Here is a 24,407-nt window from a genome sequence, read left to right on the forward strand (position 1 = left end):
TCTTCCACAACCCACCCAACCCACCCACCGCACTCCCGACCCCTAGGGAGGGACGGCCACGAAGTGGCCGGTCCGCGGCCGGGCCGCCGGTTAGGCGCCGCGGAGATGCGACGAAGGAGCGATTCCGCGGCGCCTAACCGGCGGCCCCTCAGGGCCGCGGACACGCGCGCGCCAGCGCGCCAATAAACACAGCGTCAAACCGTCCTGGGACTACTACCCACCCGTAGCGCCACTACCCCCCTCACGGCACCACTACTCACCCGCCCTGCCACTTCTCACCGCCTGGGACGACCCCTCACCCGATAGCCCCAGCCAAATGCGGCCAAGCCTCATGCAAGTCAGCCTGAAACTGCCCCCACGTATGAGACCCAGTCGCCCGATGCACATGCACAGCCGGTATCCCCAACTGCCCCAACCTCCCAGCAAACGCAGCCGTACACGCCCCCGCCAGCGCTTCGATCGGCGGCATAGGCAACCCCCGATCCTGCCCGCCGGGAAATCCCGTCGCCGCCGACAGGAAAACAGTCTTCCCCGCAAGACCCCCCGCATTGGCGAAGACGTCATGCTCCCGCCACCCCGGCCCACCAGGAATCCCCCACATGTTCCCCGGATTCCCCCCACCACGCACCGCCTGCGCACTGGCCATCGCGATCCCCATCGGATCCGCCGCCCACGGACAACCACTCAGCGCCGCCACGGCGGAAAACCGTGATCCACTCCGAATCGCCAGATCCAGCGCCGACGACGCACTCATCGACACCCCGGCGATGGCGTTGCGCCCACTCGTCTCCAGCGCGCCATCGATCACCCCGGGCAACTCCTGAGTCAGATACGTCTCCCACCGCACCCGACCGACCCCCGGATCATCGGAAATCCAGTCGGTGTACAGCGTGAACGCCCCACCGACCGGCATCACCACATTCACGAATTTGTCGGCGAAGAAGCCGCGCACGTCGGTGTTGTCCCACCACGAGATCCCGTCCGCCCCACCACCGGCCCCGGTGAGCAGGTACAACGTCGGAGCCCCTGCCCCCGCCGCCTTGATCACCTTGTTCTGGATCACCCGCCCCATCGCGGGCGAGTACACATCGATCTGAGCGGACCTGCCACCCAGTGGCGCCTCCCCCGCCACATACGCCCCCGGATCGGCCGATGCCGTGGCACCCCCGAGAGCGGCGACAATCGCGCACACCACAGCAAGCCAGCTTCTCGATGCAGTCACCTAACCGGTATACCCCGCAGCTCGGGGTCCACTCCGGGAACACACCGGCGCGCCGTCGGCCTAGATCGGGCAGTGACCAGGCTCACGATCCAGCGTGAGACCCGCTTCGATATCCCCCGGGACCTGCGACTTTCGATACGTCCTCGTGTGCGCGAATCCGAAAAACCAGGTGATTTGTGTCGTACCCGCCCGGAATACTGACCGGCGCCCGATGAGTTGGACCGACGGAATCCGTCTCTTCTCTTGTGGTGCCGGGACGTCGACGACTCGGCATCGGGCCACAGCTCTCGCCCCGCCGTTTCCCCATGTTCTCCGGAGGTTACCCCGATGCCAGCCGATCTATCCACGCCGACGACGAAGGGCAAGACACCGACCGTCATCCGCGTGCTGGTGCTCGCGACCTTCGTCGTCATCCTCAACGAAACCATCATGATCAACGCGATCCCGCGGTTGATGAGCGACCTGCATGTCACCGAGGTCGCCGCGCAGTGGGTCTCCACCGCGTTCATGCTCACGATGGCCGCCATCATCCCCACCACGGGCTGGTTCCTGCAGCGGGTCACCACCCGTCAGGCCTACGCGGCCGCGATGGGCGTGTTCATCGCGGGCACCGTGATCTCGGCGCTCGCGCCGACGTTCGCGGTGCTGCTGATCGGCCGCGTCATCCAGGCCGGTGGCACCGCGGTGATGATGCCGCTGCTGATGACCACCCTGATGACCGTCGTGGCGGAGCAGGACCGTGGCCGCGTGATGGGCAACGTCACCCTGGCCATCTCGGTCGCGCCTGCCATGGGCCCGGTCATCTCCGGCCTGATCCTGCAGATCGCGATCCCGGGAATCGACTCCTGGCGACTGCTGTTCGTGGTGATGCTGCCGATCGCCGGTCTGGTCACCTGGCTGGGTCTGCGGCAGCTGGAGAACGTCGGCGAGCCGCAGCCGGGCACGCTCGACCTCCCCAGCGTGGCACTGGCGGCCCTCGGCTTCGGTGGGCTGGTGTTCGGGCTGAGCAAGTTCCACGGTGACAGCTATTCCACCGCGGCGCTGATCACCGCCGGTGGTGTCGCGCTGATCGCGGCGTTCGCGCTGCGTCAGGTCAGCCTGCAGCGCAACGGAACCCCGCTGCTGGATCTGCGGGTCCTGCTGCAGGGCACCTACACCAAGGCGCTGGTCCTGATGTCGGTCGCGTTCCTGGCGATGATGGGCTCGATGATCCTGCTGCCGCTGTACCTGCAGAACCTGCGCGGTCTGAGCCCGCTGGAGACCGGCCTGCTGGTGATGCCGGGTGGTCTGGCGATGGGTCTGCTCGGTCCGACCGTGGGCAAGCTGTTCGACAAGTTCGGTGGACGCCTGCTGGTGATTCCCGGCTCGATCGGCATCGCCGCCTCACTGGCCGGTTTCACCCAGATCTCGATGGACATGCCGTACTGGCAGCTGCTCGGCCTGCACATCCTGCTGATGGTGTCGCTGGCCGCGGCGTTCACTCCGGTGTTCACCCTGGGCCTCGGCGCGCTGCCGATGCACCTGTACTCGCACGGTAGCTCGATGCTGGGCACCATCCAGCAGGTGGCGGCGGCCTTCGGCACCGCGCTGGTGGTCACGGTCATGTCGGCCCGCAGCACCTCGCTCATCGAGGAGGGCACCTCGCCTGCCGTCGCTACCCTCGACGGCATGCGCCTGGCCTTCCTGATCTCGGCCCTGCTGGCCTTGATCGTCATCGCCATGGCGGTCCTGCTGCCGAACCGTGCGGCAGCCGACCCGCACGCCGCACCCGTGCAGGACGCCGCGGATGCGCCGGAGCTGGTCAAGAACTGACGCTCCCGCTCGAACGACGAACCCCCGGCCGCATTCGCGACCGGGGGTTCGTTTGTGTCGTCCTCGCTCAGTGCGTGGGTCGGGTGGTGGTGCGAACGTCTCGCCAGAGGCCGAGATCGAAATACAGCGTGGTCATGGAATCCCACATGGTCGACCACTGCTGCTTCGGGCCCTTGCAGATCCAGACGGCGGTCATGCGGTCGATGCCGGGGGTGCCGAGGGGGTCGTCGAGGTGGATCACTCGCTCCACCTCGGTGAAACGGGTCCGCAGGTCGTGTTCGGCGGTGTCGAGTCCGACGTAGACCACCGACGTCGCCGAGTCCGGCGGCGGGCCGAAGAAGCCGAAGCCACGGCTCGGGCTGTACGTGGCGGGCAAGCCGTACTGCCTGCCGAACTGTTCGACGGCGCCCGCCTGCGGATAGCCCTGCGCAACGATGACGGCATCGGCCTTTTCCGCCGGCGTCAGCGTGCGGTAGCCGTCATTGACGGCGGAGACCATCGACGACCAATTGGTGTTTCCGAAAAATGCCGTCTTGAGTCCGAGGTCGATCGCATTCTCGGCCTGAGTACGCCAACTGGGCGCGAGGGGTATCACCGTGAGTGTGACGATGGTTGTCAGCACCGAGATTCCGGCGATCGGAACCAGTGCCACATTCATCCACCGTTTCCGGTCGTACTGCCAGAGACCGACGGCGCCGAAGGCGAACATGGCGGGAAAAAGGCCCCCCGGGTAATACGGCCGCCCATGCGTGATCATGACAAATGCGGTCATGATCACAAGCGCCACCGCGATAAATCGATACGGGCGCAGCGACTCCTGCTTGAACGCCGCCCAGAATCCGATAGCGAGCAGCAATGTGCCCAGGATGCCCGCCAAGATGGGAAACTGCGGAAGGAATCCCACCGGGCCGTAGCCGGTAGCGTCCTGCTCGGCTCCGATGACCGCGCCCATGGCCAACTGTGGCCAATTGTGTTGTGACTGCCAGTAAAGAATCGGGATCAGGGACGAGGCGAGGATGCCGGTCGCCACCCACAGCGCGGGGCGGCGCAGGATCTCGCGGGGACCGCACAGGATGACCGCCATGCCGAGGCACGCCCAGACGATGGGGATCATCCACTTCACCTGCATGTCCAGGGCGGCAACCAATCCGGCGATGATGATCAGCCAGTCCTGGCGAGTACGAACCCATCGAACGAACAGCCAGGTGATCACGGCCGTGAGGGTGGCATCGAAGGAGAACGTGCTCAACACGACCTGATTGGCCGCCAGTCCCGACAACGCGTACCCGGCCGCGGCCAGCATCTGGGCACGGTGGCTGCCCCGCAGTTCGTAGGCGATCAGGGCCGCCACCACTACCGCGCACACGCACATCACGACGGCCGGGAGACGCAGTGCCGTCACCGATCCCGGTGCGAGCTGGTCGGCGATCCACGCGAACATGGGCACCACCACGCCCTGATCGGCATAGGTGTAGTCGAGTCGCCGTCCGGCGGAGAGGAAATAGAGTTCGTCACCGAAGTAGTCGTAACGGCCCGCCGTCGCCGTCAGCGCGATCGCGGCTATCGAAGCGATCAGCGCGACGCCACGAAAAGCGAACGACGGATGGGTATTCGGTACTTCTTCGGGCTCGGTGCGAGCCTCGATGACCGCTGTCATGAACTGCCTCTGATGCTTTCCAACAGACGCGTTCGACGCCCCCTCCCGTGGTGGCGTCACATCTGTTCGCTGGTGAAACGATTCCTCCCCGGCAGCGAACTTGGTGAGCGCGGGCGCTCGCGGTCCTGCGCGGATCATGTGCTTTACCGAAACGTTACTGCTATTCAGCAGGGTCCGCAAATGCACTGACGTGCACAGTAATAGCCATTTTCGGTGTATCGGCTACCACTTGGGCAGCGTTACCGATGTGACCGAGCTAACGGTTTAATCAGTTTGCGAATAAGTGAATTCTGCTGCACAGCAAAGTGAAGCTTTCATAATGAAGGAAATTGAAAAGACTATTACTCACCAGTATTTATTCGATCGACGGATCATGCCAAAACAATTGGGGGCATGCATTCGATCGTTGGCGAGTCTAAGGTGCGTGCCGCAAGGGCACGACGGCCGACATCAGGCCGACACAGAGAAAGGGCCCGGTCGGCGACCGTGCCCTTCTGGACATCAGACTATGCCTTCTACCTCGACAAACGTGCCTGATACGACAACTCTCGACAGCGCGAGCCCACGATGAACCGCATATCAGCGTTGTCGAGCGCGGTCAGGTCCTCTGCCGACAACATGCCGGCATCGGCGACCACGACGATGCTCTCGATGCGGTGCCGAGCCCGGAACTGGGCGATGATCGGTCCGATCGTGTGCTTCTCTGCCTTGTTGCTTCCCAGCAACCGATTTCGAGAGGGAACCCGAGTCGGTCGACGAGTAGGCCGACCACGATCCGCGGGTCGATGCGATGTTCTGTCGAGTAGCCGACGTTGCACAGGCTGCCTTCCTTCTCCGGCCCGAAAGACAGCGTCGTCAGACTCACCCAGATGAGCCGGCGCGAACACGGCATCGGAGACAGCGGAGCCGACTCAGGCGGGCACTGCAGGGTTCAGCGTGTCGATGGCACGGCAGCATCAGAGCTCGCTGCGGATGTTCCGCGACTTCATCTGCGGCCCCGCTACGGCTGGCAGGCAACGTGTCTGGAGCTATTCGATCGGGCGCCGATACAGACTCTGCACGCAGACAACGGTGGCGTGCACATCAACGAGTTCGAAGGCGTCCGCAGCGCCCATCTTTTCCACGGCGGACGGTGTTCATCGTGCCGAAAACAGACTGGGCGTCGGGGTGCTCGAACATTACCTGGGCAAGGTTCGGCCGCGGTTTGTTATCGGCGCGCATCCCGCGGTTTGGGTGACCGAGCGGTGCGGACCCCGATAATAGGACTTTGCGATTTCCCTCATGACACCCTACATTTTATTTCTCTCCCTACGCATCGCTTCCGTAGATTCGCGAGTCTTTTGCTGGATACGCCAGGACTGCCGAAGGAATTCAATGAAACCATCTGTAAGCTTTTGCTCCTCGGAAGAACCCTCCTGATAGGCATAGACTGCACCGGATCCGCGCTTAAAGAAATAGACTTTATAACCTTGGTGATGACCGAAGAAGAACTGGCCATCCAACGTTAGCCCCTTACCAGCGACGTCTTCGGCGGCCTCTACGGCATCCAGCATCCGCGGGAAGAATAGGTCAGTTCCTTTAAAGAGCGTACCAGCCTTCTTTCCCATGTATTCAAGAAACGCCTGATACTCATCAGGGATAGCGAAGCCTTCGGGTGCGACGGAGTGGACCTGTGCGATCTCCGCTGAGTCGCATCCCATGATCGAGTCGCTCGTTGCAAATCCGGACTCTATCAACTCACGACCGAAGGTCTCTATGTCGTGGTTACTATCTTCACGCGCCATAGGTCACCTTCACTTTCACTCCAGGATATTTCTTCATGAATTGTTCTACCACATTATCACAAGCGTCGCAAGGTTCACGCTCAGTATATAAGTTGATTGTCCCCGTTGCGTCCGGGCCAAGCTGTTGCGCTAAGCTATCAAGAATTTTGAACTCGGAATCAGAAGGGCGGTCCGTTAGCCCATCGTCCGAACGTGGTTCCAGGACCGGGTTCTCCGGTTTTGGAACCGTGCCCGTTGGAGAATCGTCGCCACTGACGGCGTCCAGGCTAATTTGCTGTCCGTTAATCTCGCCCCGCGCTACGGCGACATTACGAGATTTCTTTATCGTTTCTCCGCTTGCGGCCAAGCGTTCACGAACCTTTTGGGCTTCCTCTGCTCCGTTGATCGGAGAATGACCTTGGTCAGTGAGCGCCTTGCCATTCCTTTCAGTGATCAGTATTGGCAGTGCGACGATGGTCAATAGTTGACCATTGGTCAGCTCTGCTGCGGTGAAGGTGAGGCCACCGAGTGTAGTGAGGAAGATGTTGGCGGGGCCGGCTATGGCCCAGGCGGCATCGTTGAGGAAGTCGATATCGATCTCGACTTTGTTCTCGTTGGGGTTGGGTGATTGTTGCTTGCTCGGCGTTTTTGTTTTTGATGGTGGCTCTTTGACGGTCACCGCTGAACGCCCAATCGAGATAGCGGTGACGACCACTACCGTCGCGAACTGGGTGTTGATGTCCGCGCGCATTGTCGTCAGAGCAACCTTGTGGGCCTCGATCGCCGCCGCGATATCGTGGGCCACGGTACGGATGTCGCGGAGGCTGTGAGCGAGCGTACGGAGGTTGGTAGCGTGGTTCGGAATGTCTCTTGGGACCTGGGATCCGAAACCACGCTCCAGCCCAGAGGCGACCGTGAGCAGTTGTGACACGCCGTACTCGAGCGGGTCTGAATTGGCGAAGGTCTTCCACGCAGTTGCCGCGCGCGCGAGGTTTTCGGTGTCGCCGTCAGGGACTTGGCCGCCAGAGACGAGCGTGGCGACTTTGTCTTGTAGTTCGGTCCAGTCTGTTTGCAATCCGTTACTGTACGTCCCCGACGAAGCGACACCGATCACTATGCCCGAACCGTAGGGTAGTTCCGTCGGGAAGCCAGTCGGCAATGATGGGGGGTCGCCTTTGTTGGGGTCGAGGTTCGCTATGTATTCCCCGAGCGTCCAGTTGTAATTGGACGCGGTCAGTATATCGGCATAGTTTCGCAGGGCGCGCGCGAAGTTGCCCGCAACCATAGCCACTGCGGCGGCACGGACGTCGTAGGCCTTCGACCACAGCCGGACTGCTTGATATCCACCGGCCATCGAGGGGGTGTCTGAAATAACGGTTTGCAGTGAGTTGTAGACGGTTTGGAATTTCTCCGAAAGGTCGTAGCATGCCTTGGCTGCGGTCTCATAGGACTGCGGGGAGATCGAGGCCACGGAGATTTAGCCGCCGCTCATTCTCAAGTTGGTTTCTGATGCTTGACTGTAGGCGTCGCGGGCGGTGACGGCGGCGTTGTACATCTGGGTGAGCCCGTCAACTACCGCTGCGGCCCCAGTTGCCCATTCTCGATAGGCTTCCTCTTGAGCGGTGGCAGCAGCTCCGTGCCAGTTCTGTTGGATGGTGGCGATTCGGTTGTTGATGCCGTCGAGGCTCTCGGCGAGGAATCCGATGAATCCGTCGGCGCGACTGATGAGCTGGTCTAGCTCGTCGATATCGAAGGTGAAGTCGCGCGAGTGGTCGACCATCACAGGTTCAGCTCTGGTAGATCGAGCGAGCTTAGGGTATTGGAACTGGAGATGTCCTGGCTGACAATAGCTTTGCTCGCGTCACCTAAGAGTTCGCCCATGGTGTTGAGGGCGTTCAATACGACGATGGCACCCTTCTTGGTTTCAGCCCAGCCTTCCCCGAATGCGCCTGCCGCCGACCCCGTCCAGTTGTTGAGAACGCCAGATACCTCGTGGTCAAGCGAACTGAGTCCGTTGATCAGGGACTCGGCGACTTGCTGGACGTAGTTGCCCGCGTCGGTCACTTCGGCTGGAACCATCGCGAAAACTGTTGCAGTCGTGTCGTTCTCACCTGACACGCGACCCCCCTCTTCAGGACAACGAGAGCCAGCCTAGCCACGACAGGGTTGGAACTGCAACAATCTGTCGAGGGTTGCCCGCACCGGCGTACCCCTCGTGCACTGATTTCGCCGCAGTATTCATGCCTGGCACTCCCTCGGCGAATTCTGTTGCATTGCTGCCATATTGGGGATGTGCACGGCCGGACCGATCATCTGACGGACTGGTACGACCGGTATCGCGCCCAGGGTAGCGGTCCTCGTCGAAGACCACCTCACGCACCCAGTGCGCAGAATTCTCGATGCGCCGATGCCCGCGCAACCAGGGCCCGGGCTCGATGGTGACCGCCGCGACTGGAACCTGTTTCCAGGAAGGGATTTGAGTTGTTGACGCAGATTCTTCTGGTTCGAATTCGCGGTAAGAATTGTAGTGAGCACCTCGATCGACCGTCTTGGCGGTTTCTCGGCAGCAGTTAGCGGCATCTGCGGTGATCACGGCCGGCTCGCGGCAGCGGCTGTCGGTCGGTGCCGACGCGCACGGCCCCGATCGCATCTGGGCCTGGTACCGCTGGCGACGACGACGCCAGCATCAAGCCCGACTCAGCCACTATTGCCGACGGGGCGACCCACTGGGCCGACCCCAGAGTGCCGTTGCAGTACTGGCCCGCAGCAGCTCGCGCACAATCTCGGCAGACGCCGCTTCCGTCCAGGACGGGTCTCTCGCTGCCGACCCAGCCCGCTCAGGTGCCAGGACCAGCTTTACGATTCATCCTCGCATGGAACACGCCACGTGCCGACGCACCTATCAACCCGACAAGGGGCCGAACGCACCACCAGACGAATTAGTTGTGAGTCGCCCAGGAAAACAAGTCAGGCCGGGTCCGAATTCTATCTCGGAAACCCGGCCTGAACTGCGCATACTGTGGAGCTAAGGGGAATCGAACCCCTGACCTTCTCGATGCGAACGAGACGCGCTACCAACTGCGCTATAGCCCCGTGCGGCTCTGGTGAACCGCGCTGTGACACTGTATCAGGGGTTGCGCCCCGATACCGAATCGGTACTCTGACCTGCTGTTTTGCGTGGTTACTACCAGCTACTCGCCGACGGCTTGACCGAGGTCTTCGACCCGGTTGCGGAGCGCGCGAGACGTGGCCGGATCGAAGATCTCGAGGAACTCGAACCTCGGATCCTCGTCGTCGGTGTCGAGCAGGGTGGAGCGGCGGCGCAGGGCGCGTGCGGTGTCGCGGTCCATCGTGCGACGGGTGGTGGCCGCTTCCGGGGTGACTTCGGCGGCCTCGTGGCGCTTGCCGCGGGTGAGGCGGGCAGCGCGCCTACGGCGAATCTCCTCCTCCACGTGGACCTGCTTGCGCAGGTACGCGAGATAGCCCGTGAGCACGGCCGCCGACAGCCCGAACGCCCACCAGAACATCGAGTTGAGCAGCAGCCCGAACGCGGCGAACAGGATCAGGCCGATGACCAGACCCATGACCGCGCGCTGACGGAAGCTGTAGCGGGCGGCGCGGGCGATGGCATCGGCCTCGGGGTCGTAGCCACCGCGACCGCGGCGCGAGGGGGTGAAGTCGTCGTCCTCGTCGTCGAATTCGGCGTCCTCGGCCACGAGGTCGTCCAGCCGCGCCGGTGGCGCGGGTGGGATGCGCGCGGCGACGGGCGGCTCCTCGTCAGCTTGCGCCGAGAGTGGTTCCGCCGCAGTGTCCGCCGGCTCGCCGTCGTCGAGATCGGCTGCCGCGGTGGGCTCGCCGACGTCGTCGGTGTCCACCTCGGCAACCGCTGCCTCGAGTTCGGCTGCGGGGGTCAGCTTTTCGTCGTCGTCTTCGGTGACGGGCTCTTCAGTCGTCATCCGATCCTCCGAATCAGTTCGGTGGGAGCGCTTACGCAGCACACGGGGTCGGTAATCGGGGTCACTCTCGTGACCGCCTGCCGCGCCGATGCGGATCCGTCGTTCGGCCCCGCCACGGTGCAGCACGCGTGTGGCGAGCGCGGCATCGGTGGTGCGGCGGATCCGGGGATGCCGGTCCGCCAGGATCGGAAACAGGACGAAGACCCACAGCACAACCAGTCCGATCCACAGGATCGAATTCGGCATCGCGGTCATCACCTCCCGTCCCCACCTACGTGTTGTCCCTCTGTGGACGCACCACTGACGTCCGTAGGTTAATTCGGGCAGACGCGCCCGTGTGGCAGGCGCGCCGTGCACACCTGCCACATGAGTAACAGAAATTTCACGGCAGCGCCGCCCGACCCTCCCTGACCAGGCGATCCACCACAGTGCCCATAACCTCTTCGACGGTCAGACCGACCAGTAGGTGATCGCGCCACGCACCGTCGACATCGAGGTAGCGACGCAGCAAGCCCTCTTCCCGGAAGCCGACATTGCGCAGAACCGCCTGACTGGCATGGTTTTCCGGTCGCACCGTCGCCTCGACGCGATGCAGGCCGACCGGGCCGAAGCAGTGGTCGAGCCCGAGCGCGAGCGCGGCCGTCGCCACACCCTGGCCACCGAGATCCTTGGCCACCCAGTACCCGATCCAGCCCGACCGCAGCGCCCCGCGCACGATATTGCCGATGGTCAGCTGACCGCTGAACTGCCCGTCGACCTCGATGACCAGCGGGATCATCGCGCCGCGCCGGGCCTCGGCCTTCAAGCTCGTCCACAGCGACGGCCAGTTCGACGCGTGATTGCGCGCCTCCCAGCTGCCGCGCCCGGTCGGCTCCCAGCGCTCCAGGTGGTCACGGTCGCGCAGCCGGATCCGGCTCCACGCGGCGGCATCGCGAAAGCGCACCGGCCGCAGCGTCACCCGGCCGCCTGCCACCATCACCGGACCGAGCCGGGCGGGCCAGCCGGGATGCTGTCCGGCCCGGAATACGTTCATGGAGTCCACTGTCAGCCGCGCTGCGCCAAGAACGCGACCTGCACTTCGTCACCGGTACGGAAATCGGTGTCGTCGGGTTCCACCACGATCAGGCTGTTGGCCTCGGCAAGGGTCGCCAGCAGGTGCGAGGAGCCCGCGTTCCCGTTGCCGAGCGGCTGCACCAGATAGTCGCCGGTCGCCTCGTCGCGCAGCAGTTGCGCGCGCAGATACCCCTTGCGACCCGGCATCGAGGTGATGGGCGTGATGGTGCGCGCGCTCACGATCCGCCGCATCGGCTGACGACGGCCGAGCGCGATCCGGATCAGTGGACGGACCATCACCTCGAACACCACCAGCGCGCTCACCGGATTCGCGGGCAGCAGGAAGGTGGGCACCTCGTCGCGCCCGAGCCGCCCGAAACCCTGCACCGAGCCCGGGTGCATCGCCACCCGGTCGACCTCCAGCTCGCCGAGCCCGTCGAGGGCCTCGCGCACCTGATCCGAGGCCCAGCCGCCGACCGCGCCGGCGATCACCACGACCTCCGAGCGCACCAGCTGGCCTTCGACCACATCACGGAGCCGGCGCGGATCGGCACTCACGATGCCGACCCGGTTCACATCGGCGCCCGCGTCGCGCGCGGCTGCTGCCAGCGCGTAGGAGTTCACGTCGTAGACCTGGCCGGGGCCCGGGGTGCGGTCGATGTCGATCAGCTCGCCGCCGATCGAGATCACCGACAGCCGGGGACGCGGGTGCACGAGCACCTTGTCCTGGCCGACCGCGGCGAGCAGGCCCACCTGGGCCGCGCCGATGATCGTGCCCGCGCGCACGGCCACGTCACCGGGCTGCACATCGTCACCGACGCGACGCACGTAGTCGCCCGAGCGAACCGGCTCGAAAACCTTGATCCTGGCCCGCCCACCGTCGGTGAAATCCACCGGCAGCACCGCGTCGGCCAGGGTCGGCATCGGTGCGCCGGTATCGACCCGCACGGTCTGGCGCGGCTGCAACCGGATGGGCTGGCGCGAACCGGCCACTACTTCGCCGACCACCGGCAGGGTGAGGTCGATCAGCTCGCCCTCCTCGTCGCGCACATCGACGCCCGCGGCGGTGACATCGACGCTGCGCACCGCGTATCCGTCGATGGCGGCCTGATCGAAGCCGGGCAGCGGCCGTTCGGTGACGACGTCTTCCGCGCACAGCAAACCCTGGGCTTCGGATATCGCCACCCGGACCGGCCGGGGTGCGACCGCAGCCGCGGTGACCTTGATCAGCTGATCCTCAACCGAGCGCATCGAGCTCCTGAATCTATGGCGGCGGCGTATCTACCGCGTTTAGGCGACGGGCGACTGTGGATCCCACTCCGGGCTGAGCCGGAACTTCAGCCACTCGCGCAACTGCGGGCCGTATTCGTCCCGCTCGAGGGCGAAATCCACAGCAGCTCGAAGATAACCGCCCGGGTTGCCCAAGTCGTGGCGCGACCCACGGTGGACCACCACGTGCACCGGATGACCCTCGGCGATCAGCAGCGCGATGGCATCGGTGAGCTGCAGTTCCCCGCCCGCGCCCGGCGTGATCCGGCGCAGTGCGTCGAAGATCACCCGGTCGAGCAGATAGCGACCGGCGGCGGCCAGGGTCGACGGCGCGTCGGCGAGATCGGGCTTCTCGACCATGCCCTTCACGCGCAGCACGTCGGTCTCGGCGTTGTCGGCGCATTCCTCGACATCGAAAACGCCGTAGGCGCTGACCTGGGACTTCGGCACATCGATGGCGCACAGCACCGAACCGCCACGCTCGCGGCGCACCCGGCTCATCGTCTCGAGCACGCCACACGGCAGCACCAGATCGTCGGGCAGCAGGACGGCGATGGCCAGTTCGTCGTCGTCGAGCACGGCTTCGGCCTGGGCGACCGCGTGGCCGAGGCCGAGCGGTTCTTCCTGCACGACCGAGGTCACGTCGAGCAGGCCCGGCGCCTTGCGTACCTTCTCGAGCAGCGCGAACTTCCCGCGCTCGGCCAGGGTGCTCTCCAGCACCAGGTCCTCGACGAAGTGGGCGACCACTCCGTCCTTGCCCGGCGAGGTCACGATCACCAGCCGGTCGGCGCCGGAATCGGCGGCCTCCGCGGCGACCAGCTCGATACCGGGGGTGTCGACTACCGGCAGCAATTCCTTGGGCACCGTCTTGGTGGCAGGCAGAAACCGCGTCCCGAGTCCGGCCGCGGGTACCACCGCAGTGCGGAAACCGGAAGTCTTGTCTGTCATGCGCATACCCTATCCATTCAGTGCCGTCCGATCGCCTCTCCGCGACGATCCGGCGTCGGCAAGAGCTTAGGCGTCCGCCGTCGGCTCGGCCGTGCGCGGAAGACATCGGATCGACGCGCGCCTGTGCAGACTATGGTGGTCGCTGTGGATATGCCCGGTGAGCGCACCAAATATGCGTGGCGCGGCGAGATCCTGGCCACTCGCGCACAGGTGGGCTCCGCCGAACACGCCGTCGACGCGGCCGCGCTCGCAGCCTCGGCGGTCGGGCTGGCCACCGACGATGACATCGTGTGCGCCTACGTTCCGGTCCGCGGCGAACCCGGCGATCTGCGCATGCTCGACGCGCTGCGCGAGCGTGGCGCCACGGTGTTGCTGCCGGTGACCGGCGAGCCGGGTCCGCTGAGCTGGGCGCGCTACGAGGGCGCGGATTCGCTGCGCAAAGCCCGCTACGGCTTGCTCGAACCGGCCACCGAGACCTTGCCGCCCGCGGCGGTGGCCGGCGCCACGACGATCCTGGTTCCGGCGCTCGCCGTCGATCGGCGCGGGGTACGGCTCGGGCGCGGCGCCGGGTATTACGACCGCACGCTGGGTGCCGCGCGAGCGGACGTGCGCCTCATCGCTGTTGTCCGGGATAATGAACTGGTCGACCGGCTTCCCGAGGAACCGCACGATCGGCGAATGGGCTGGGTACTCACCCCGGGCGGCGGACTGGAACAGCTGGGCCGCGACCTCCCCGTTTCGCCGGAATGAAACGGCGATTCGCGACGTTGGCAGTGTCGGCGGTAGAGTGCTAGATCGACGAGAGACTTGCGGAGGATCCTGTGCCAACTTATTCGTATGCGTGCACCGAGTGTGACAACCGCTTCGACATCGTTCAGTCCTTCTCCGACGACACACTGACGGTGTGCCCGCAGTGCTCCGGGAAGCTGCGCAAGCTGTTCAACTCGGTCGGCATCGTGTTCAAGGGCAGCGGTTTCTACCGCACCGACAGCCGTGGCGGCGCGTCCACCGCGAGCGAACCGGCGAAGACCTCGTCCGAGAGCACCAGCGGCAACGGGTCGAGCAACAACGGATCCGGCGGCAACGGCGATTCGTCGTCGAGCGCTTCGACCAGCTCCACTCCGGCCGCCGCCAGCTGACTTTTTCGACAGTTGTCCACAGCCCCGCGGTTATCCACAGGCGGGGCTTTCAGCGGCTTTTCCGCAGTGCCGCGGCTCTACGCTTTCGCCCATGACTCGCAGTCTCGCCGATCTGGGACGTGGCAGCTCCTGGCGTTTCGCCCTCGGTAATCGTCCGGCCTGGGCCGACGCGTTGCTCGTCCGCCGTATCGCCGCCGCCGTGCTTGCCGTGGCCGCCGTCGTCCTGTTCGTCCGTGGCGACCCCGGTGGCGCCAGGGTCGCGGTGGTGGTCGCCGCCCGCGATCTAGCGCCCGGCCGGTTGCTCACCGCCGACGATCTGCGCATCGACCATCACGAATCCCGTTCGCTACCAGCAGGTTCGGTCAGCGAGACCGCTCTCCTGCTCGGCGCGACGCTGACCGGCGCCATGCATACCGGGGAGACTTTCACCGATCTGCGCGTCGTCGGCCCCCGGCTGGCCGCCGCGGCCGCGGGCAGCGACGATGCGCGCATCGTGCCGATCCGGTTGGCCGATGCCGCGGTGGCTGACGTGTTGCGGGCGGGCGATCGGGTCGATGTCGTCGGCGTGGAAGATGCCGGTGCGCCAGGTGCCGCCAAGCCCGCGCGGACGCTGGCCACCGACGCCGCGGTGGTACTCGTCACCGCGACGGGCGATCGGCGCGGCGCGGAACGGGTGGTCCTGCTCGCGTTGGATACCGCATACGCCACCGCTGTGGCCGGTGCGTCACTGCGAACGGCGCTGACCGTCGTCTTCCACTGACAGCCTCGTCGGTCGACCCGGCGTAGTTCGCGAGAAATTTGCCCGAACTCTCGTTAGCATCACACAGGAACCAAGCACACCGTTTCGCAGCATTCGATATGGAGCGCAGTGCCCCGGGCCGGCTCCTGTACGAAGGAGACATCGGCAATGCTCAAAGGTTTCAGAGACTTCCTACTCCGCGGCAATGTGGTCGACCTGGCGGTCGCCGTTGTCATCGGCACAGCGTTCGTCGCGATCGTCACCGCGTTCAGCGAGGGAATCATCAATCCTTTGCTAGCGCTGTTCGGCGGATCGAACGAGATGGGGCTGGGCTTCCAGCTCGTCGCGGATAAACCGGCCACCTTCATCGAGGTCGGGCCGATCATCACCGCGGCGATCAACTTCCTGCTGGTCGCCGCGATCCTGTACTTCATCCTGGTGGTGCCCGCGACCAGGATGAAGAAGCGGTTCTCCCAGGCCGACGAGGAACTCACCGAGAACGAGCTGCTCATCCAGATCAGGGACCTGCTGGCCGAGCAGCGCGGTCGCTCGAACGGCAAGCACGGGCTCCGGGCCGAGTCGGCGCAACACACCGACGGCGACAGCGCCTACTGATTCCCTACTGCCACAACGAGTTCGGGTCCCGCACACCACAGTGTGCGGGACCCGAACTCGATTGTTGTGTTCGCTCAGCCGAGACTGAACGGCGCGCCCCAGAGGGTCACCCAGCTGATGACGTTGTCGGTTTCCACCTCGACGCTCACGAAGGAACGAGCCTGGGCGTAACCACCACAGCCGGACAGGCCGATGGTCTCGTCGGCCCAGGTCACCGAGCCCGACCCGCCCTTGAAGGCATTGCGGGTCTTGTGGGATTCGTTGCCGTAGTCGTCGGGCATTTCGAGATCGAGGACGTAGAAGGACTTCGCCTGGCCGGGGCCGACGGTGAGCTCGCCGCCGGTGTTCACCTCGCCGAAGCCGACGCCCTCCACGACCTCCCCGCCAGCGTCTCCGAGCGCATCACCACCGGAGATATTGACCTGGCAACCCACGGTGTAACCGGGGAAGATCTTGCCACCGCCATCACCGGAAACCGAGACCTGCGCACTGCCGGAAACCCATGCGTTGCGATGCGCCGGGGTGGACCCCATGGACGGATTGATATTGGCGGACTCGCCGACCAGGCTGATGTCCACGACAGTGCCGTCGGACAGCGTCTTGGTGATGTGGCCGCCCGGCAGCGGAACGAAGGTGTCGGCATTCGCCGCACCGGTAGACAGCAAACCCAATGCCACGGTCGCCGCCGCCGTGAATCCGGCTACGCGCGCCATGCTCTTACGGTTGATCATCACAGTGACCCCTCGAGGGTGAATTCGTGTGAACGAGAAAGAGTTTCGATACCGCCGATGATCAGCCGATGCTGAACGGCGCTCCGTACAGCGTGGTCTTGGAGTAGTGGTCACCGATGATCTCGACCACCGAGTAGGACCGGGCCTGGGCGTAACCCGCGCAACCCTGGACCTCGATCTCCGCGTCCTGGTACTCCACTGAATAGACGCCGGGCTTCAGAATGTCCTTGGCATCGATCTGTACGAAGGCGACCTGGCCGGGGCCGAGGTGGAGGCCGATCGCACCACCGGCGGAGGCGCCGAGGGTCGATACTCCACCGGCCAACCCGGCAGCGATCGCGTCGTCACCGATGCTCACCTGGCAACCCACCATGTAACCGGTATTCAGCTGCGACGCACCATGCGTCGAAGAATTGTTGGAGCCGGGACGGTTCGTGGGTCCGTTGTACGGCCCGACCTCGCCCTCCGGCGTGACCTGCACATCGGCGCGGGCATTGCCCGACACCCACACGACGCGACCCGCACCATTGGCAGCGAGCGACGGAGAGACCACGGCATGCTCGCCGGAACGACTCAAAGTGACACCGGGGCCCAGCTTCTGGCCGTCCGGCAGCGGTACGAAGGTATCCGCGTTGGCAGCACCGGCCGACAACAGGCCGATCGTCACGGCCACTGCGGCGCCCGCGCTCCACGCGCCGCGACGCCCGCGGTTGGTGCGGTTCTCGCTCATTCTTCCCCTCGAGGTATACGCAAATCCGACCTCGACCATCGAGGCCGATATCTGTGTTGCGCCCGGACCCAGCTGGGGTGTGTCACACAGGACAGGCACCGCTGGCAACAGGACAGATGCGCCCTGCCGGGAGGTGGATCGAGAAGCTGGTCGTCACCGGATCGGCGCGACTCTCAGCCGATCGGCGAACGAAAACGCAAGATGATTTCGACTGCCGGGGCAGTTGATTCGGGTTCAACATAGTGAGACTGACTCGTAATGTCCAGCGATACAAGGGTGAGCGCACAACAAAACGGGCCGGTCGCATAGCGACCGGCCCGTTTCGAGTTCGGGATGCGAACAGATCAGCCGAGGCTGAACGGAGCGCCCCACAGGGTCACCCAGGAGATGACGTTGTCGGTCTCGACCTCGACGGACACGAAGGCACGCGCCTGCGCGTAGCCGGCGCAGCCGCTCAGGCCGATGGTGGTGTCGGACCAGGTCACCGAGCCGGAGCCGTTCTTGAACTTGTTGCTCTTGCTGTGCGATTCGCTGCCGTAGTCGTCGGCCTGCTCGCGGTCGAGAATGTAGAACGAGGACGACTGACCGGGGCCGAGCGAGAGCTCGCCGCCGGTGGTGATGCCACCGGAGCCGTTGCCCTCGGGGTCGACCGAGACGTCGCCGCCGCCGGAGACGCCGCCGCCCGAGATGTTGACCTGGCAACCCACGGTGTAGCCCGGGTAGATCTTGCCGGAGCCGCCGTCGGAAACGGTGACCTGAGCGCTACCGGAGACCCACGAGTTGCGGTGCACCGGAGTGGAACCCATGGACGGGCTGATCAGGGCCGACTCGCCGACAAGGGCGATGTCGACGACGGTGCCGTCCGACAGCGTCTTGGTGAGGTGTCCACCCGGCAGGGGAACGAAGGTATCGGCATTGGCCGCGCCCGTGGAGAACAGGCCGACGGCCACGGTGGCCGCAGCGCTGACGCCCGCCACCTTCGCCATGAACTTACGGTTGATCATAGGATTTGTCCCTCGAGGATTGAGTTCGCCGCAGCGAGAAGAAGATTCGTGCCGGATCGAAAGACGTCAGCCGATGCTGAACGGCATGCCGTACAGGGTGGTCTTCGAGTAGTTGTCGCCGATGACCTCGACGACGGTGTACGCCCGGGCCTGCGCGTAGCCGGCGCAGCCCTGGATCTCGATTTCCGCGTCCTGGTAATCGATCGCGTAGGTACCGGCCTTCAGGATGTCCTTCGAGCTGATCTGCACGAACTTCACTTCACCGGGGCCGAGGTTGACGCCGATGGAGCCGCCGGCGGTCACGCCGCCGGTGCTGATTCCGCCGGAGACACCGGCGCCGATGGCGTCATCGGCGATGCTCACCTGGCAACCGACGATGTAGCCGGTGTTCAGCTGGGAGGTGCCGTGCGTCGACGAGTTGTTCGAGCCGGGACGACCGCTCGGGCCGTTCCAGGGGCCGACCTCGCCCTCGGGGGTCTCGGTGACCTCGGCGACCGCGGTGCCCGACACCCACACGACGCGACCCGCGCCATTGGCGGCCATCGACGGCGAGATCAGTGCGGACTCGTGGGTGCGGGTGATGGTCACGCCAGCAGGGCTGACCTTCTGGCCGTCCGGCAACGGCACGAAGGTATCGGCATTGGCGGCACCGGTCGACAGCAGGCCCAAGGCCACGGCGGCCGCGGCAGCGCCGACGCCCGCGGCACGGACGCCACGGCGCACACCGGTGGTGCGGTTCTCGCTCATACTTCCCCTCATCAGGTGTCTAACAGCCGACCTCGACTTTCGAAGCCGGACAAATGGACCTCACAGGGCCCAGATCAGTGTGTCGCCCCTTTGTTGCCGTTACGTAACTAACTGTTATTTCGACGATACGGCCGGGGCCGGTGTGGCGAACCCGAGCCAGGGTTCCACCGGGTGGTTCAACGCACAGAGGTGGGAGTACTGCGGGGACCGATAGTTGGTGGCTCAATGGCGAACATTAAACGCCGTTCCCGGGATACGGCAACGAAAGAGTTCGTAAATTTCACTGTGAAGCACAGCACACATTCGTACATCGCCACATGCCTTGACGTGCATTGATGCAGTCGTGGAGGCTCCTGTCACGTGGCCTTGACAGGAGATGGCCGCGGGTAACGATCTGGGCCGCCGAACGACAAAAGACCACGCTTTCGCGTGGTCTCGAGTATTTGTCCGCAGTGCGCGTTCGTGCCGTAATCGGCAATTCGAAGGCCGCTTATTACGTAGCGGCTACGTAGATAACGGGCTGATCACCCGTGGTGCGGTGGAACTTGCGACCGTAACCAATCATCGGTGCCGGAGCCGCGTGAACCCTCGCCGCGTTCGTCACCGGTGGTCTCCGGGAGAACATCGCCGAAGATTCTCGCCAGTCGCGCTGCCTCGGCCGCTTTCCGGCGCAATTCCTCCGCCGAAGTCGGCTCCCGGCCCTGATCATCGGGGCCGGGAACCGCGTCGTGAGACTCCGATGTCATTCGTCCAGACCGGACAGTTCGCCGATCACCTTGCTGGCCAGCGGGCCGAGCGTGGCCATGCCGTCGCGGACCGACGCGCGCGTGCCGGGCAGGTTCACCACCAGGGTGCTGCCGGAGATGCCTGCCACGCCGCGGGACAGACCGGCGTCGAGCGAGCCCGCCACCCGGCCGGACGCGCGCAATGCCTCGGTGATGCCGGGCAGTTCACGGTCGAGCACCTGAGTGGTGGCCTCGGGGGTGATGTCGCGCGGCGACATACCGGTACCGCCGACCGAGATCACCAGGTCGACGCCGCCGATCACCGCGGTGTTGAGCGCGTTGCGGATCTCGACCTCCTCGGCCTGCACCGTCACCGAGGCGTCGACGAGGAATCCGGCCTCGTTGAGCAATTCGGTGACGAGCGGGCCGAGCGAATCCACGCCGCCATGAGCCGTCCGATCGTCGACGACAACAACCAGTGCGCGCCCTGCCACGGGAGCATCGATGTCCATGGTCATCACCGTAGCGCCTACGCACGACAGGTTTGCGTTCGAACGCATCATCGGCCGCCTTCCGCCGCCGCGGCGGTGAGCGTGACCTCGACGGTCTTGGAGTTACCGCCCTGTTCGTCGGTGTAAGTCACCTTCACCTTGTCTCCTGGCTGATGTGAGCGGACGGCGGCGATGAGCGCGTCGCCGGAGTCGATGGGACGGTCGTCGAGGCGGGTGATGACGGCGCCGGTGGGGATGCCCGCCTTGGCGGCAGGGCCCTCGGGGGTGGCCTCGAGTACGCGTGCGGCGGTGTCCTGCGGGCGCAGTTTGATGCCGATCTGGGCGTAGGTGGCGTGGCCGGTCTTGATCAGTTCGTCGGCGACCCGGCGCGCCTGATCCACCGGGATCGCGAAACCGAGCCCGATCGAACCGCTCTGGGTGCCGCCCGCCGCCTCGCCGCCGAGGCTGGCGATGGCGGTGTTGATACCGATCAGCTTGCCCTGCCCGTCGACCAGCGCGCCGCCGGAGTTGCCGGGGTTGATCGCCGCGTCGGTCTGGATCGCGTCGATCACCGGGTTCACCTGGCTCGGCGTGCCCTCGCCGCTGGTCGAGACCGGGCGATTGAGGGCGGAGACGATGCCGGTGGTGACCGTGCCCGCCAGGCCGAGCGGCGAGCCGATCGCGATCACCGGCTGACCCACGGCCAGACCGTCGGAGGTGCCGAGTTCGATCGGGGTGAGGCCGGTCTTGCCGCTGACCTTGATGACAGCCAGGTCGGACACCGGATCCGCGCCGATCATGGTGGCGGGCGCGGTGCTGCCGTCGCTGAACACCACTTCCATCTTCGCCGAGGCCCCCGCGCCCGCGGCGACGTGATTGTTGGTGAGGATCAAACCGTCCGTGGACAGCACGACCCCGGAACCTTCGCCGGACGCGCGATTACCCGCGACCTTGATCATCACGACACTGGGCAACACCCGCTGCGCCACCGCCTGGGTGGACCCGGCGGGCGCGTTGGCGACGTTGTTGACCGCGGGCTTCGGCGCCTCGAGCGCGTTGGTCACCGGCGCGGATCCCGAGTCGGCGGCGAGCACTCCGACAACGCCACCGACACCACCGCTGACCAGAGCCAGCGCCGTCGCACCGGCGATCAGGCCGAGCCGCAACGGCTTTCGCTGCGGCTCGGGACCGAAGGCCTGGGGTTGCGCGCCGTGCGGCGGCTGACCACCCTGCGAAGGCGGGGCACCGAACGCCATGGGGCCGTTGTACGGCGCGGAGCTCCCGAAGGGCGCGTGGTCGCTGTGCGCCTGCGGTCCGCCGTAGGGTGCCTGCGCGCCGAAGGGTGCGGGTCCGCCGTGGGGCTGGTCGCTGTAGGGCGGCTGGTCGCCGAAGCCGGGTGCCTGCGCCTGGTGCCCTGCCGGCCGCCCCGACTCGGCGGGACGGCCCGCGTCGCCCGGTCCGGTCGCGGCGGGCCGGTCAGCAGGGTGCTGGGGATCGTCGGTCATGGTGTTGTCTCCTCACGCTTGCAGACCAGCTTCCTGACGGCTACTGAGAGGCGCCTGAGATCGGACTATCAGTTCGCCGTGACTGACGGCGATCACTCGGCGCCGGACTCGTCGAGAACGGTCGGCGCCTCCCCCGGCAACACGATGCGCACCAGGGCGCCGCCACGATCGGAGGTGTCCACCGCGATGGTGCCGCCGTGTTTGGTCACCACCTGCTTGACGATGGCCAGCCCGAGTCCGGAACCGGGCATCGAGCGCGAGGCGGTCGTGCGGTAGAAGCGTTCGAAGACCAGTTCGCGTTCGCCGGTGGGGATGCCGGGGCCCGCGTCGCCGACGGCCAGTTCGAGGAGCCCAGGACCGGCCGGGCGCATGGTGATCCGCACGACCGCGTCGGGCGGACTCCACTTGGCCGCGTTGTCGAGGACGTTGAGGACGGCCCGTTCCAGCCCCGCCTCGTGCCCGTAGACGAACCAGGGCGCCAGATCGGCCACGAAGGTGATCCCCACCCGTCTGCGGCGCGCACGCTCGAGCGCACGCTCGGCCACCTCGCCGAGATCCACCCGCTCGTACACGGTTTCGGGGGCATCCTCACGGGCCAGGTCCACCAGGTCGCCGACCAGGGTCGACAGCTCACCGATCTGGGCGACCACGTCGGCGCGCAATTCGGCCATGTCCTCGTCGGGCAGCCGGGGCGCGCCCGGCCTGCCCGAGGCGATGAGCAGCTCCATATTGGTGCGCAGCGAGGTGAGCGGGGTGCGCAGTTCGTGGCCCGCGTCGGCGACGAGTCGGCGCTGCCGATCGCGCGATTCGGTCAGCGCCCGCAGCATCGTGTTGAAACTCTCGGTGAGTCTGGCCAATTCGTCGTCACCGGTCACCGGGATCGGCGTCAGGTCGTCGGTGCGGGCGACGCGCTCGGTGGCCGCGGTGAGCCGGGCGATCGGGCGCAGACCGGTGCGGCCCACCGCGGTGCCGGCCGCGGCGGCGAGCACGACACCGCACGCGCCGACCACGAACAGCAGCCATGCCAGCTGATCGAGCACCTCGCGGGTGCGGTAGAGCTTCTGCGAGATGATCAGCGTCGCGCCGCTGTGCGTACGCGCGGCGAGTACCCGCTGGTCACCGACGGTGCGCAGCGAGGAATTGATCTTGCCGTCGGCCACCGCGAGCTCCTGGGCGCCGACCGGCGGAATCGTCTGCTGAGGTGGCATATACGGCTTGTGACCGGCATAGATCAGCGCGACGCCGACATCGTTGGAGAACAGCCCGGCCAACACGATCGACTGGAAACCGGCGGTCTCGAAATTGTTGTTGATCATCGTCGCCGCGCGGGCCTCCAGCTGGGCGTCGACGTCGGCGTAGAGCGCGCGCGCCACCATCGCGTAGGCGGCGATCGAGGTGACCGCCACCGCGATCAGCACCACCGACGCCGCCAGCAGCGTCACCCGCCAGCGCAGAGACACCGAACGGGTGAGCGGGGTCGGCGGACGCATCTCGCTCGCGTCCAGCGGCCTGCCGAGAACGGCGACCGCGGGTTCCTTGTGTGCCATCTCGCCCGCCTACGGAGGGGTCTCGCGCAGCACGTAGCCGACGCCACGCACGGTATGGATCAGTCGTTCCTCGCCGTCGGCCTCGGTCTTGCGGCGCAAATAGCCGATATAGACCTCCAGCGCGTTGCCGGAGGTCGGAAAGTCGTAGCCCCAGACCTCTTCGAGGATTCGTCCGCGCGTGAGCACCCGGCGCGGATTGGCCATCAACATCTCGAGCAACGAGAACTCGGTGCGCGTCAGACTGATCGCGCGTTCGCCGCGCGAAACCTCACGCGTGACCGGATCCAGCGACAAGTCAGCGAACACCATCGCCTCCGACGCTTCACCGGGGTCGGGCGTTCGACGACGCAGCAACGCCCGTAAACGCGCCAGCAATTCCTCCAACGCGAAAGGTTTCGGCAAATAATCGTCGGCGCCCGCGTCGAGCCCGGCCACGCGTTCGGACACCGAATCGCGCGCGGTCAAAACGAGAATCGGCAGATCGTCACCCGTACTGCGCAGCCTTCGGCACACTTCGAGGCCGTCCAGGCGCGGCATCATCACGTCGAGAACCAGCGCATCGGGCCTGGCCGCGGTCACTTTTTCGAGTGCGTCCAGACCGTCGACAGCCAGGTCGACGGTGTAGCCGTTGAAGCTCAGTGACCGGCGCAGTGATTCCCGCACCGCGCGATCGTCGTCGACTACCAGAATGCGCATGTGCTGTAGTTTGCCGTGACCGACTGAGAACGTACTGAGAGGGCTCGGCGCGCCGAAC

24 protein-coding genes, 1 tRNA gene and 1 pseudogene are annotated in these 24,407 nt (G+C 65.5%); 5 read left to right on the forward strand and 21 right to left on the reverse strand.

All coding sequences use genetic code 11. From position 1 onward, the window contains the following. Positions 1-295 precede the first annotated feature (295 nt). Complete coding sequence (locus tag ACFVJ5_RS34465; RefSeq protein WP_379226762.1) at positions 296-1,195, reverse strand: alpha/beta hydrolase; 900 nt, start codon at positions 1,193-1,195, stop codon at positions 296-298. Positions 1,196-1,549: 354 nt separating this feature from the next. On the opposite strand from ACFVJ5_RS34465, the gene ACFVJ5_RS34470 reads away from it, so the two are divergent. Further along, entirely contained in the window at positions 1,550-3,034 is a 1,485-nt protein-coding gene (locus ACFVJ5_RS34470; protein WP_379226763.1) for an MDR family MFS transporter, read from the forward strand. Positions 3,035-3,101: 67 nt separating this feature from the next. On the opposite strand, the gene ACFVJ5_RS34475 is transcribed toward ACFVJ5_RS34470, so the two are convergent. From ACFVJ5_RS34475 to ACFVJ5_RS34525, 11 genes and pseudogenes are all read right to left on the reverse strand, one after another. Further along, complete coding sequence (locus ACFVJ5_RS34475; RefSeq protein WP_379226764.1) at positions 3,102-4,691, reverse strand: glycosyltransferase family 39 protein; 1,590 nt, start codon at positions 4,689-4,691, stop codon at positions 3,102-3,104. A gap of 554 nt (positions 4,692-5,245) precedes the next feature. Next, a pseudogene (locus tag ACFVJ5_RS34480) lies at positions 5,246-5,565 on the reverse strand (IS1634 family transposase); the annotation flags it as partial. A gap of 415 nt (positions 5,566-5,980) precedes the next feature. Next, positions 5,981-6,475 carry an SMI1/KNR4 family protein gene (locus ACFVJ5_RS34485; protein WP_379226765.1) on the reverse strand — a complete coding sequence of 165 codons (495 nt, stop codon included), beginning with the start codon at positions 6,473-6,475 and terminating at the stop codon, positions 5,981-5,983. Beyond that, positions 6,465-7,925, reverse strand: a complete 1,461-nt coding sequence (locus tag ACFVJ5_RS34490; protein ID WP_379226767.1) for a deaminase domain-containing protein — start codon at positions 7,923-7,925, stop codon at positions 6,465-6,467. The genes ACFVJ5_RS34485 and ACFVJ5_RS34490 overlap by 11 nt, the downstream gene beginning before the upstream one ends. A 6-nt stretch (positions 7,926-7,931) precedes the next feature. After that, on the reverse strand, positions 7,932-8,234 hold the full coding sequence (locus ACFVJ5_RS34495) for a WXG100 family type VII secretion target (RefSeq protein ID WP_379226866.1): 303 nt from the start codon (positions 8,232-8,234) through the stop codon (positions 7,932-7,934). After that, entirely contained in the window at positions 8,234-8,572 is a 339-nt protein-coding gene (locus tag ACFVJ5_RS34500; protein WP_379226771.1) for a WXG100 family type VII secretion target, read from the reverse strand. The genes ACFVJ5_RS34495 and ACFVJ5_RS34500 overlap by 1 nt, the downstream gene beginning before the upstream one ends. A 902-nt stretch (positions 8,573-9,474) precedes the next feature. Further along, positions 9,475-9,547: transfer RNA gene (locus tag ACFVJ5_RS34505), tRNA-Ala, on the reverse strand. A 98-nt stretch (positions 9,548-9,645) separates the two neighbouring features. Continuing rightward, positions 9,646-10,656, reverse strand: a complete 1,011-nt coding sequence (glpR, locus tag ACFVJ5_RS34510; protein WP_379226773.1) for a gephyrin-like molybdotransferase receptor GlpR — start codon at positions 10,654-10,656, stop codon at positions 9,646-9,648. Between the two features lie 136 nt (positions 10,657-10,792). After that, positions 10,793-11,443 (reverse strand): GNAT family protein, encoded by a 651-nt coding sequence (locus ACFVJ5_RS34515; protein WP_358109313.1) that lies wholly within the window; start codon positions 11,441-11,443, stop codon positions 10,793-10,795. Positions 11,444-11,454: 11 nt separating this feature from the next. Continuing rightward, positions 11,455-12,714, reverse strand: coding sequence for a gephyrin-like molybdotransferase Glp (glp, locus tag ACFVJ5_RS34520; protein WP_378635959.1), 1,260 nt, complete (start codon positions 12,712-12,714; stop codon positions 11,455-11,457). Positions 12,715-12,753: 39 nt separating this feature from the next. Beyond that, positions 12,754-13,680, reverse strand: a complete 927-nt coding sequence (locus ACFVJ5_RS34525; protein WP_378635957.1) for a UTP--glucose-1-phosphate uridylyltransferase — start codon at positions 13,678-13,680, stop codon at positions 12,754-12,756. 150 nt (positions 13,681-13,830) lie between these two features. Here ACFVJ5_RS34525 and ACFVJ5_RS34530 point away from each other — a divergent pair, with 150 nt between their 5' ends. The 4 genes from ACFVJ5_RS34530 to mscL all read left to right on the forward strand — a co-directional run bounded on the left by ACFVJ5_RS34530 (position 13,831) and on the right by mscL (position 16,173). Beyond that, positions 13,831-14,430, forward strand: a complete 600-nt coding sequence (locus ACFVJ5_RS34530) for a 5-formyltetrahydrofolate cyclo-ligase (RefSeq protein ID WP_379226868.1) — start codon at positions 13,831-13,833, stop codon at positions 14,428-14,430. A 71-nt stretch (positions 14,431-14,501) separates the two neighbouring features. Then, positions 14,502-14,819, forward strand: coding sequence for an FmdB family zinc ribbon protein (locus tag ACFVJ5_RS34535; protein ID WP_379226775.1), 318 nt, complete (start codon positions 14,502-14,504; stop codon positions 14,817-14,819). A 91-nt stretch (positions 14,820-14,910) separates the two neighbouring features. Next, the gene (locus tag ACFVJ5_RS34540) at positions 14,911-15,579 is read left to right on the forward strand and encodes an SAF domain-containing protein (protein ID WP_379226777.1); all 669 of its coding nucleotides are present in this window, start codon (positions 14,911-14,913) and stop codon (positions 15,577-15,579) included. A gap of 147 nt (positions 15,580-15,726) precedes the next feature. Then, positions 15,727-16,173 carry a large conductance mechanosensitive channel protein MscL gene (gene mscL, locus ACFVJ5_RS34545; protein WP_379226779.1) on the forward strand — a complete coding sequence of 149 codons (447 nt, stop codon included), beginning with the start codon at positions 15,727-15,729 and terminating at the stop codon, positions 16,171-16,173. 74 nt (positions 16,174-16,247) lie between these two features. Here mscL and ACFVJ5_RS34550 read toward each other — a convergent pair whose 3' ends face one another. The 9 genes from ACFVJ5_RS34550 to ACFVJ5_RS34590 all read right to left on the reverse strand — a co-directional run bounded on the left by ACFVJ5_RS34550 (position 16,248) and on the right by ACFVJ5_RS34590 (position 24,349). After that, positions 16,248-16,904: an MspA family porin gene (locus ACFVJ5_RS34550; RefSeq protein ID WP_379226781.1), complete on the reverse strand. Its 657-nt coding sequence runs from the start codon at positions 16,902-16,904 to the stop codon at positions 16,248-16,250. 61 nt (positions 16,905-16,965) lie between these two features. Then, entirely contained in the window at positions 16,966-17,634 is a 669-nt protein-coding gene (locus ACFVJ5_RS34555; protein ID WP_379226782.1) for an MspA family porin, read from the reverse strand. A 344-nt stretch (positions 17,635-17,978) separates the two neighbouring features. After that, entirely contained in the window at positions 17,979-18,638 is a 660-nt protein-coding gene (locus ACFVJ5_RS34560) for an MspA family porin (protein ID WP_378635943.1), read from the reverse strand. Between the two features lie 66 nt (positions 18,639-18,704). Next, entirely contained in the window at positions 18,705-19,385 is a 681-nt protein-coding gene (locus ACFVJ5_RS34565) for an MspA family porin (protein ID WP_378635940.1), read from the reverse strand. Positions 19,386-19,909: 524 nt separating this feature from the next. Next, positions 19,910-20,131, reverse strand: coding sequence for a hypothetical protein (locus tag ACFVJ5_RS34570; protein WP_379226785.1), 222 nt, complete (start codon positions 20,129-20,131; stop codon positions 19,910-19,912). Further along, positions 20,128-20,670 carry a MogA/MoaB family molybdenum cofactor biosynthesis protein gene (locus tag ACFVJ5_RS34575; RefSeq protein WP_194826720.1) on the reverse strand — a complete coding sequence of 181 codons (543 nt, stop codon included), beginning with the start codon at positions 20,668-20,670 and terminating at the stop codon, positions 20,128-20,130. The genes ACFVJ5_RS34570 and ACFVJ5_RS34575 overlap by 4 nt, the downstream gene beginning before the upstream one ends. Continuing rightward, entirely contained in the window at positions 20,670-22,106 is a 1,437-nt protein-coding gene (locus ACFVJ5_RS34580) for a trypsin-like peptidase domain-containing protein (RefSeq protein ID WP_379226787.1), read from the reverse strand. Before ACFVJ5_RS34580 ends, ACFVJ5_RS34575 begins: the two co-directional genes overlap by 1 nt. Before the next feature lie 92 nt (positions 22,107-22,198). After that, complete coding sequence (locus ACFVJ5_RS34585) at positions 22,199-23,653, reverse strand: ATP-binding protein (protein WP_379226789.1); 1,455 nt, start codon at positions 23,651-23,653, stop codon at positions 22,199-22,201. Positions 23,654-23,662: 9 nt separating this feature from the next. Further along, positions 23,663-24,349 (reverse strand): response regulator transcription factor, encoded by a 687-nt coding sequence (locus tag ACFVJ5_RS34590; RefSeq protein WP_358071318.1) that lies wholly within the window; start codon positions 24,347-24,349, stop codon positions 23,663-23,665. Positions 24,350-24,407: the final 58 nt, after the last annotated feature.

This window comes from Nocardia sp. NPDC127606 (genome assembly GCF_042671725.1).
Taxonomy (GTDB): domain Bacteria; phylum Actinomycetota; class Actinomycetes; order Mycobacteriales; family Mycobacteriaceae; genus Nocardia.

What these genes read in the sequence shown, in the direction of transcription:
- ACFVJ5_RS34495 (WP_379226866.1), bottom strand. Translation starts at nt 8,234, where the DNA reads ATGGTCGACCACTCGCGCGACTTCACCTTCGATATCGACGAGCTAGAC.
- glpR (WP_379226773.1), bottom strand. Translation starts at nt 10,656, where the DNA reads ATGCCGAATTCGATCCTGTGGATCGGACTGGTTGTGCTGTGGGTCTTC.
- ACFVJ5_RS34570 (WP_379226785.1), bottom strand. Translation starts at nt 20,131, where the DNA reads ATGACATCGGAGTCTCACGACGCGGTTCCCGGCCCCGATGATCAGGGC.
- glp (WP_378635959.1), bottom strand. Translation starts at nt 12,714, where the DNA reads ATGCGCTCGGTTGAGGATCAGCTGATCAAGGTCACCGCGGCTGCGGTC.
- ACFVJ5_RS34540 (WP_379226777.1), top strand. Translation starts at nt 14,911, where the DNA reads ATGACTCGCAGTCTCGCCGATCTGGGACGTGGCAGCTCCTGGCGTTTC.
- ACFVJ5_RS34470 (WP_379226763.1), top strand. Translation starts at nt 1,550, where the DNA reads ATGCCAGCCGATCTATCCACGCCGACGACGAAGGGCAAGACACCGACC.
- ACFVJ5_RS34525 (WP_378635957.1), bottom strand. Translation starts at nt 13,680, where the DNA reads ATGACAGACAAGACTTCCGGTTTCCGCACTGCGGTGGTACCCGCGGCC.
- ACFVJ5_RS34565 (WP_378635940.1), bottom strand. Translation starts at nt 19,385, where the DNA reads ATGAGCGAGAACCGCACCACCGGTGTGCGCCGTGGCGTCCGTGCCGCG.
- ACFVJ5_RS34560 (WP_378635943.1), bottom strand. Translation starts at nt 18,638, where the DNA reads ATGATCAACCGTAAGTTCATGGCGAAGGTGGCGGGCGTCAGCGCTGCG.
- ACFVJ5_RS34585 (WP_379226789.1), bottom strand. Translation starts at nt 23,653, where the DNA reads ATGGCACACAAGGAACCCGCGGTCGCCGTTCTCGGCAGGCCGCTGGAC.
- ACFVJ5_RS34550 (WP_379226781.1), bottom strand. Translation starts at nt 16,904, where the DNA reads ATGATCAACCGTAAGAGCATGGCGCGCGTAGCCGGATTCACGGCGGCG.
- ACFVJ5_RS34485 (WP_379226765.1), bottom strand. Translation starts at nt 6,475, where the DNA reads ATGGCGCGTGAAGATAGTAACCACGACATAGAGACCTTCGGTCGTGAG.
- ACFVJ5_RS34575 (WP_194826720.1), bottom strand. Translation starts at nt 20,670, where the DNA reads ATGCGTTCGAACGCAAACCTGTCGTGCGTAGGCGCTACGGTGATGACC.
- ACFVJ5_RS34515 (WP_358109313.1), bottom strand. Translation starts at nt 11,443, where the DNA reads ATGAACGTATTCCGGGCCGGACAGCATCCCGGCTGGCCCGCCCGGCTC.
- ACFVJ5_RS34555 (WP_379226782.1), bottom strand. Translation starts at nt 17,634, where the DNA reads ATGAGCGAGAACCGCACCAACCGCGGGCGTCGCGGCGCGTGGAGCGCG.
- ACFVJ5_RS34530 (WP_379226868.1), top strand. Translation starts at nt 13,831, where the DNA reads ATGCCCGGTGAGCGCACCAAATATGCGTGGCGCGGCGAGATCCTGGCC.
- mscL (WP_379226779.1), top strand. Translation starts at nt 15,727, where the DNA reads ATGCTCAAAGGTTTCAGAGACTTCCTACTCCGCGGCAATGTGGTCGAC.
- ACFVJ5_RS34580 (WP_379226787.1), bottom strand. Translation starts at nt 22,106, where the DNA reads ATGACCGACGATCCCCAGCACCCTGCTGACCGGCCCGCCGCGACCGGA.
- ACFVJ5_RS34475 (WP_379226764.1), bottom strand. Translation starts at nt 4,691, where the DNA reads ATGACAGCGGTCATCGAGGCTCGCACCGAGCCCGAAGAAGTACCGAAT.
- ACFVJ5_RS34590 (WP_358071318.1), bottom strand. Translation starts at nt 24,349, where the DNA reads ATGCGCATTCTGGTAGTCGACGACGATCGCGCGGTGCGGGAATCACTG.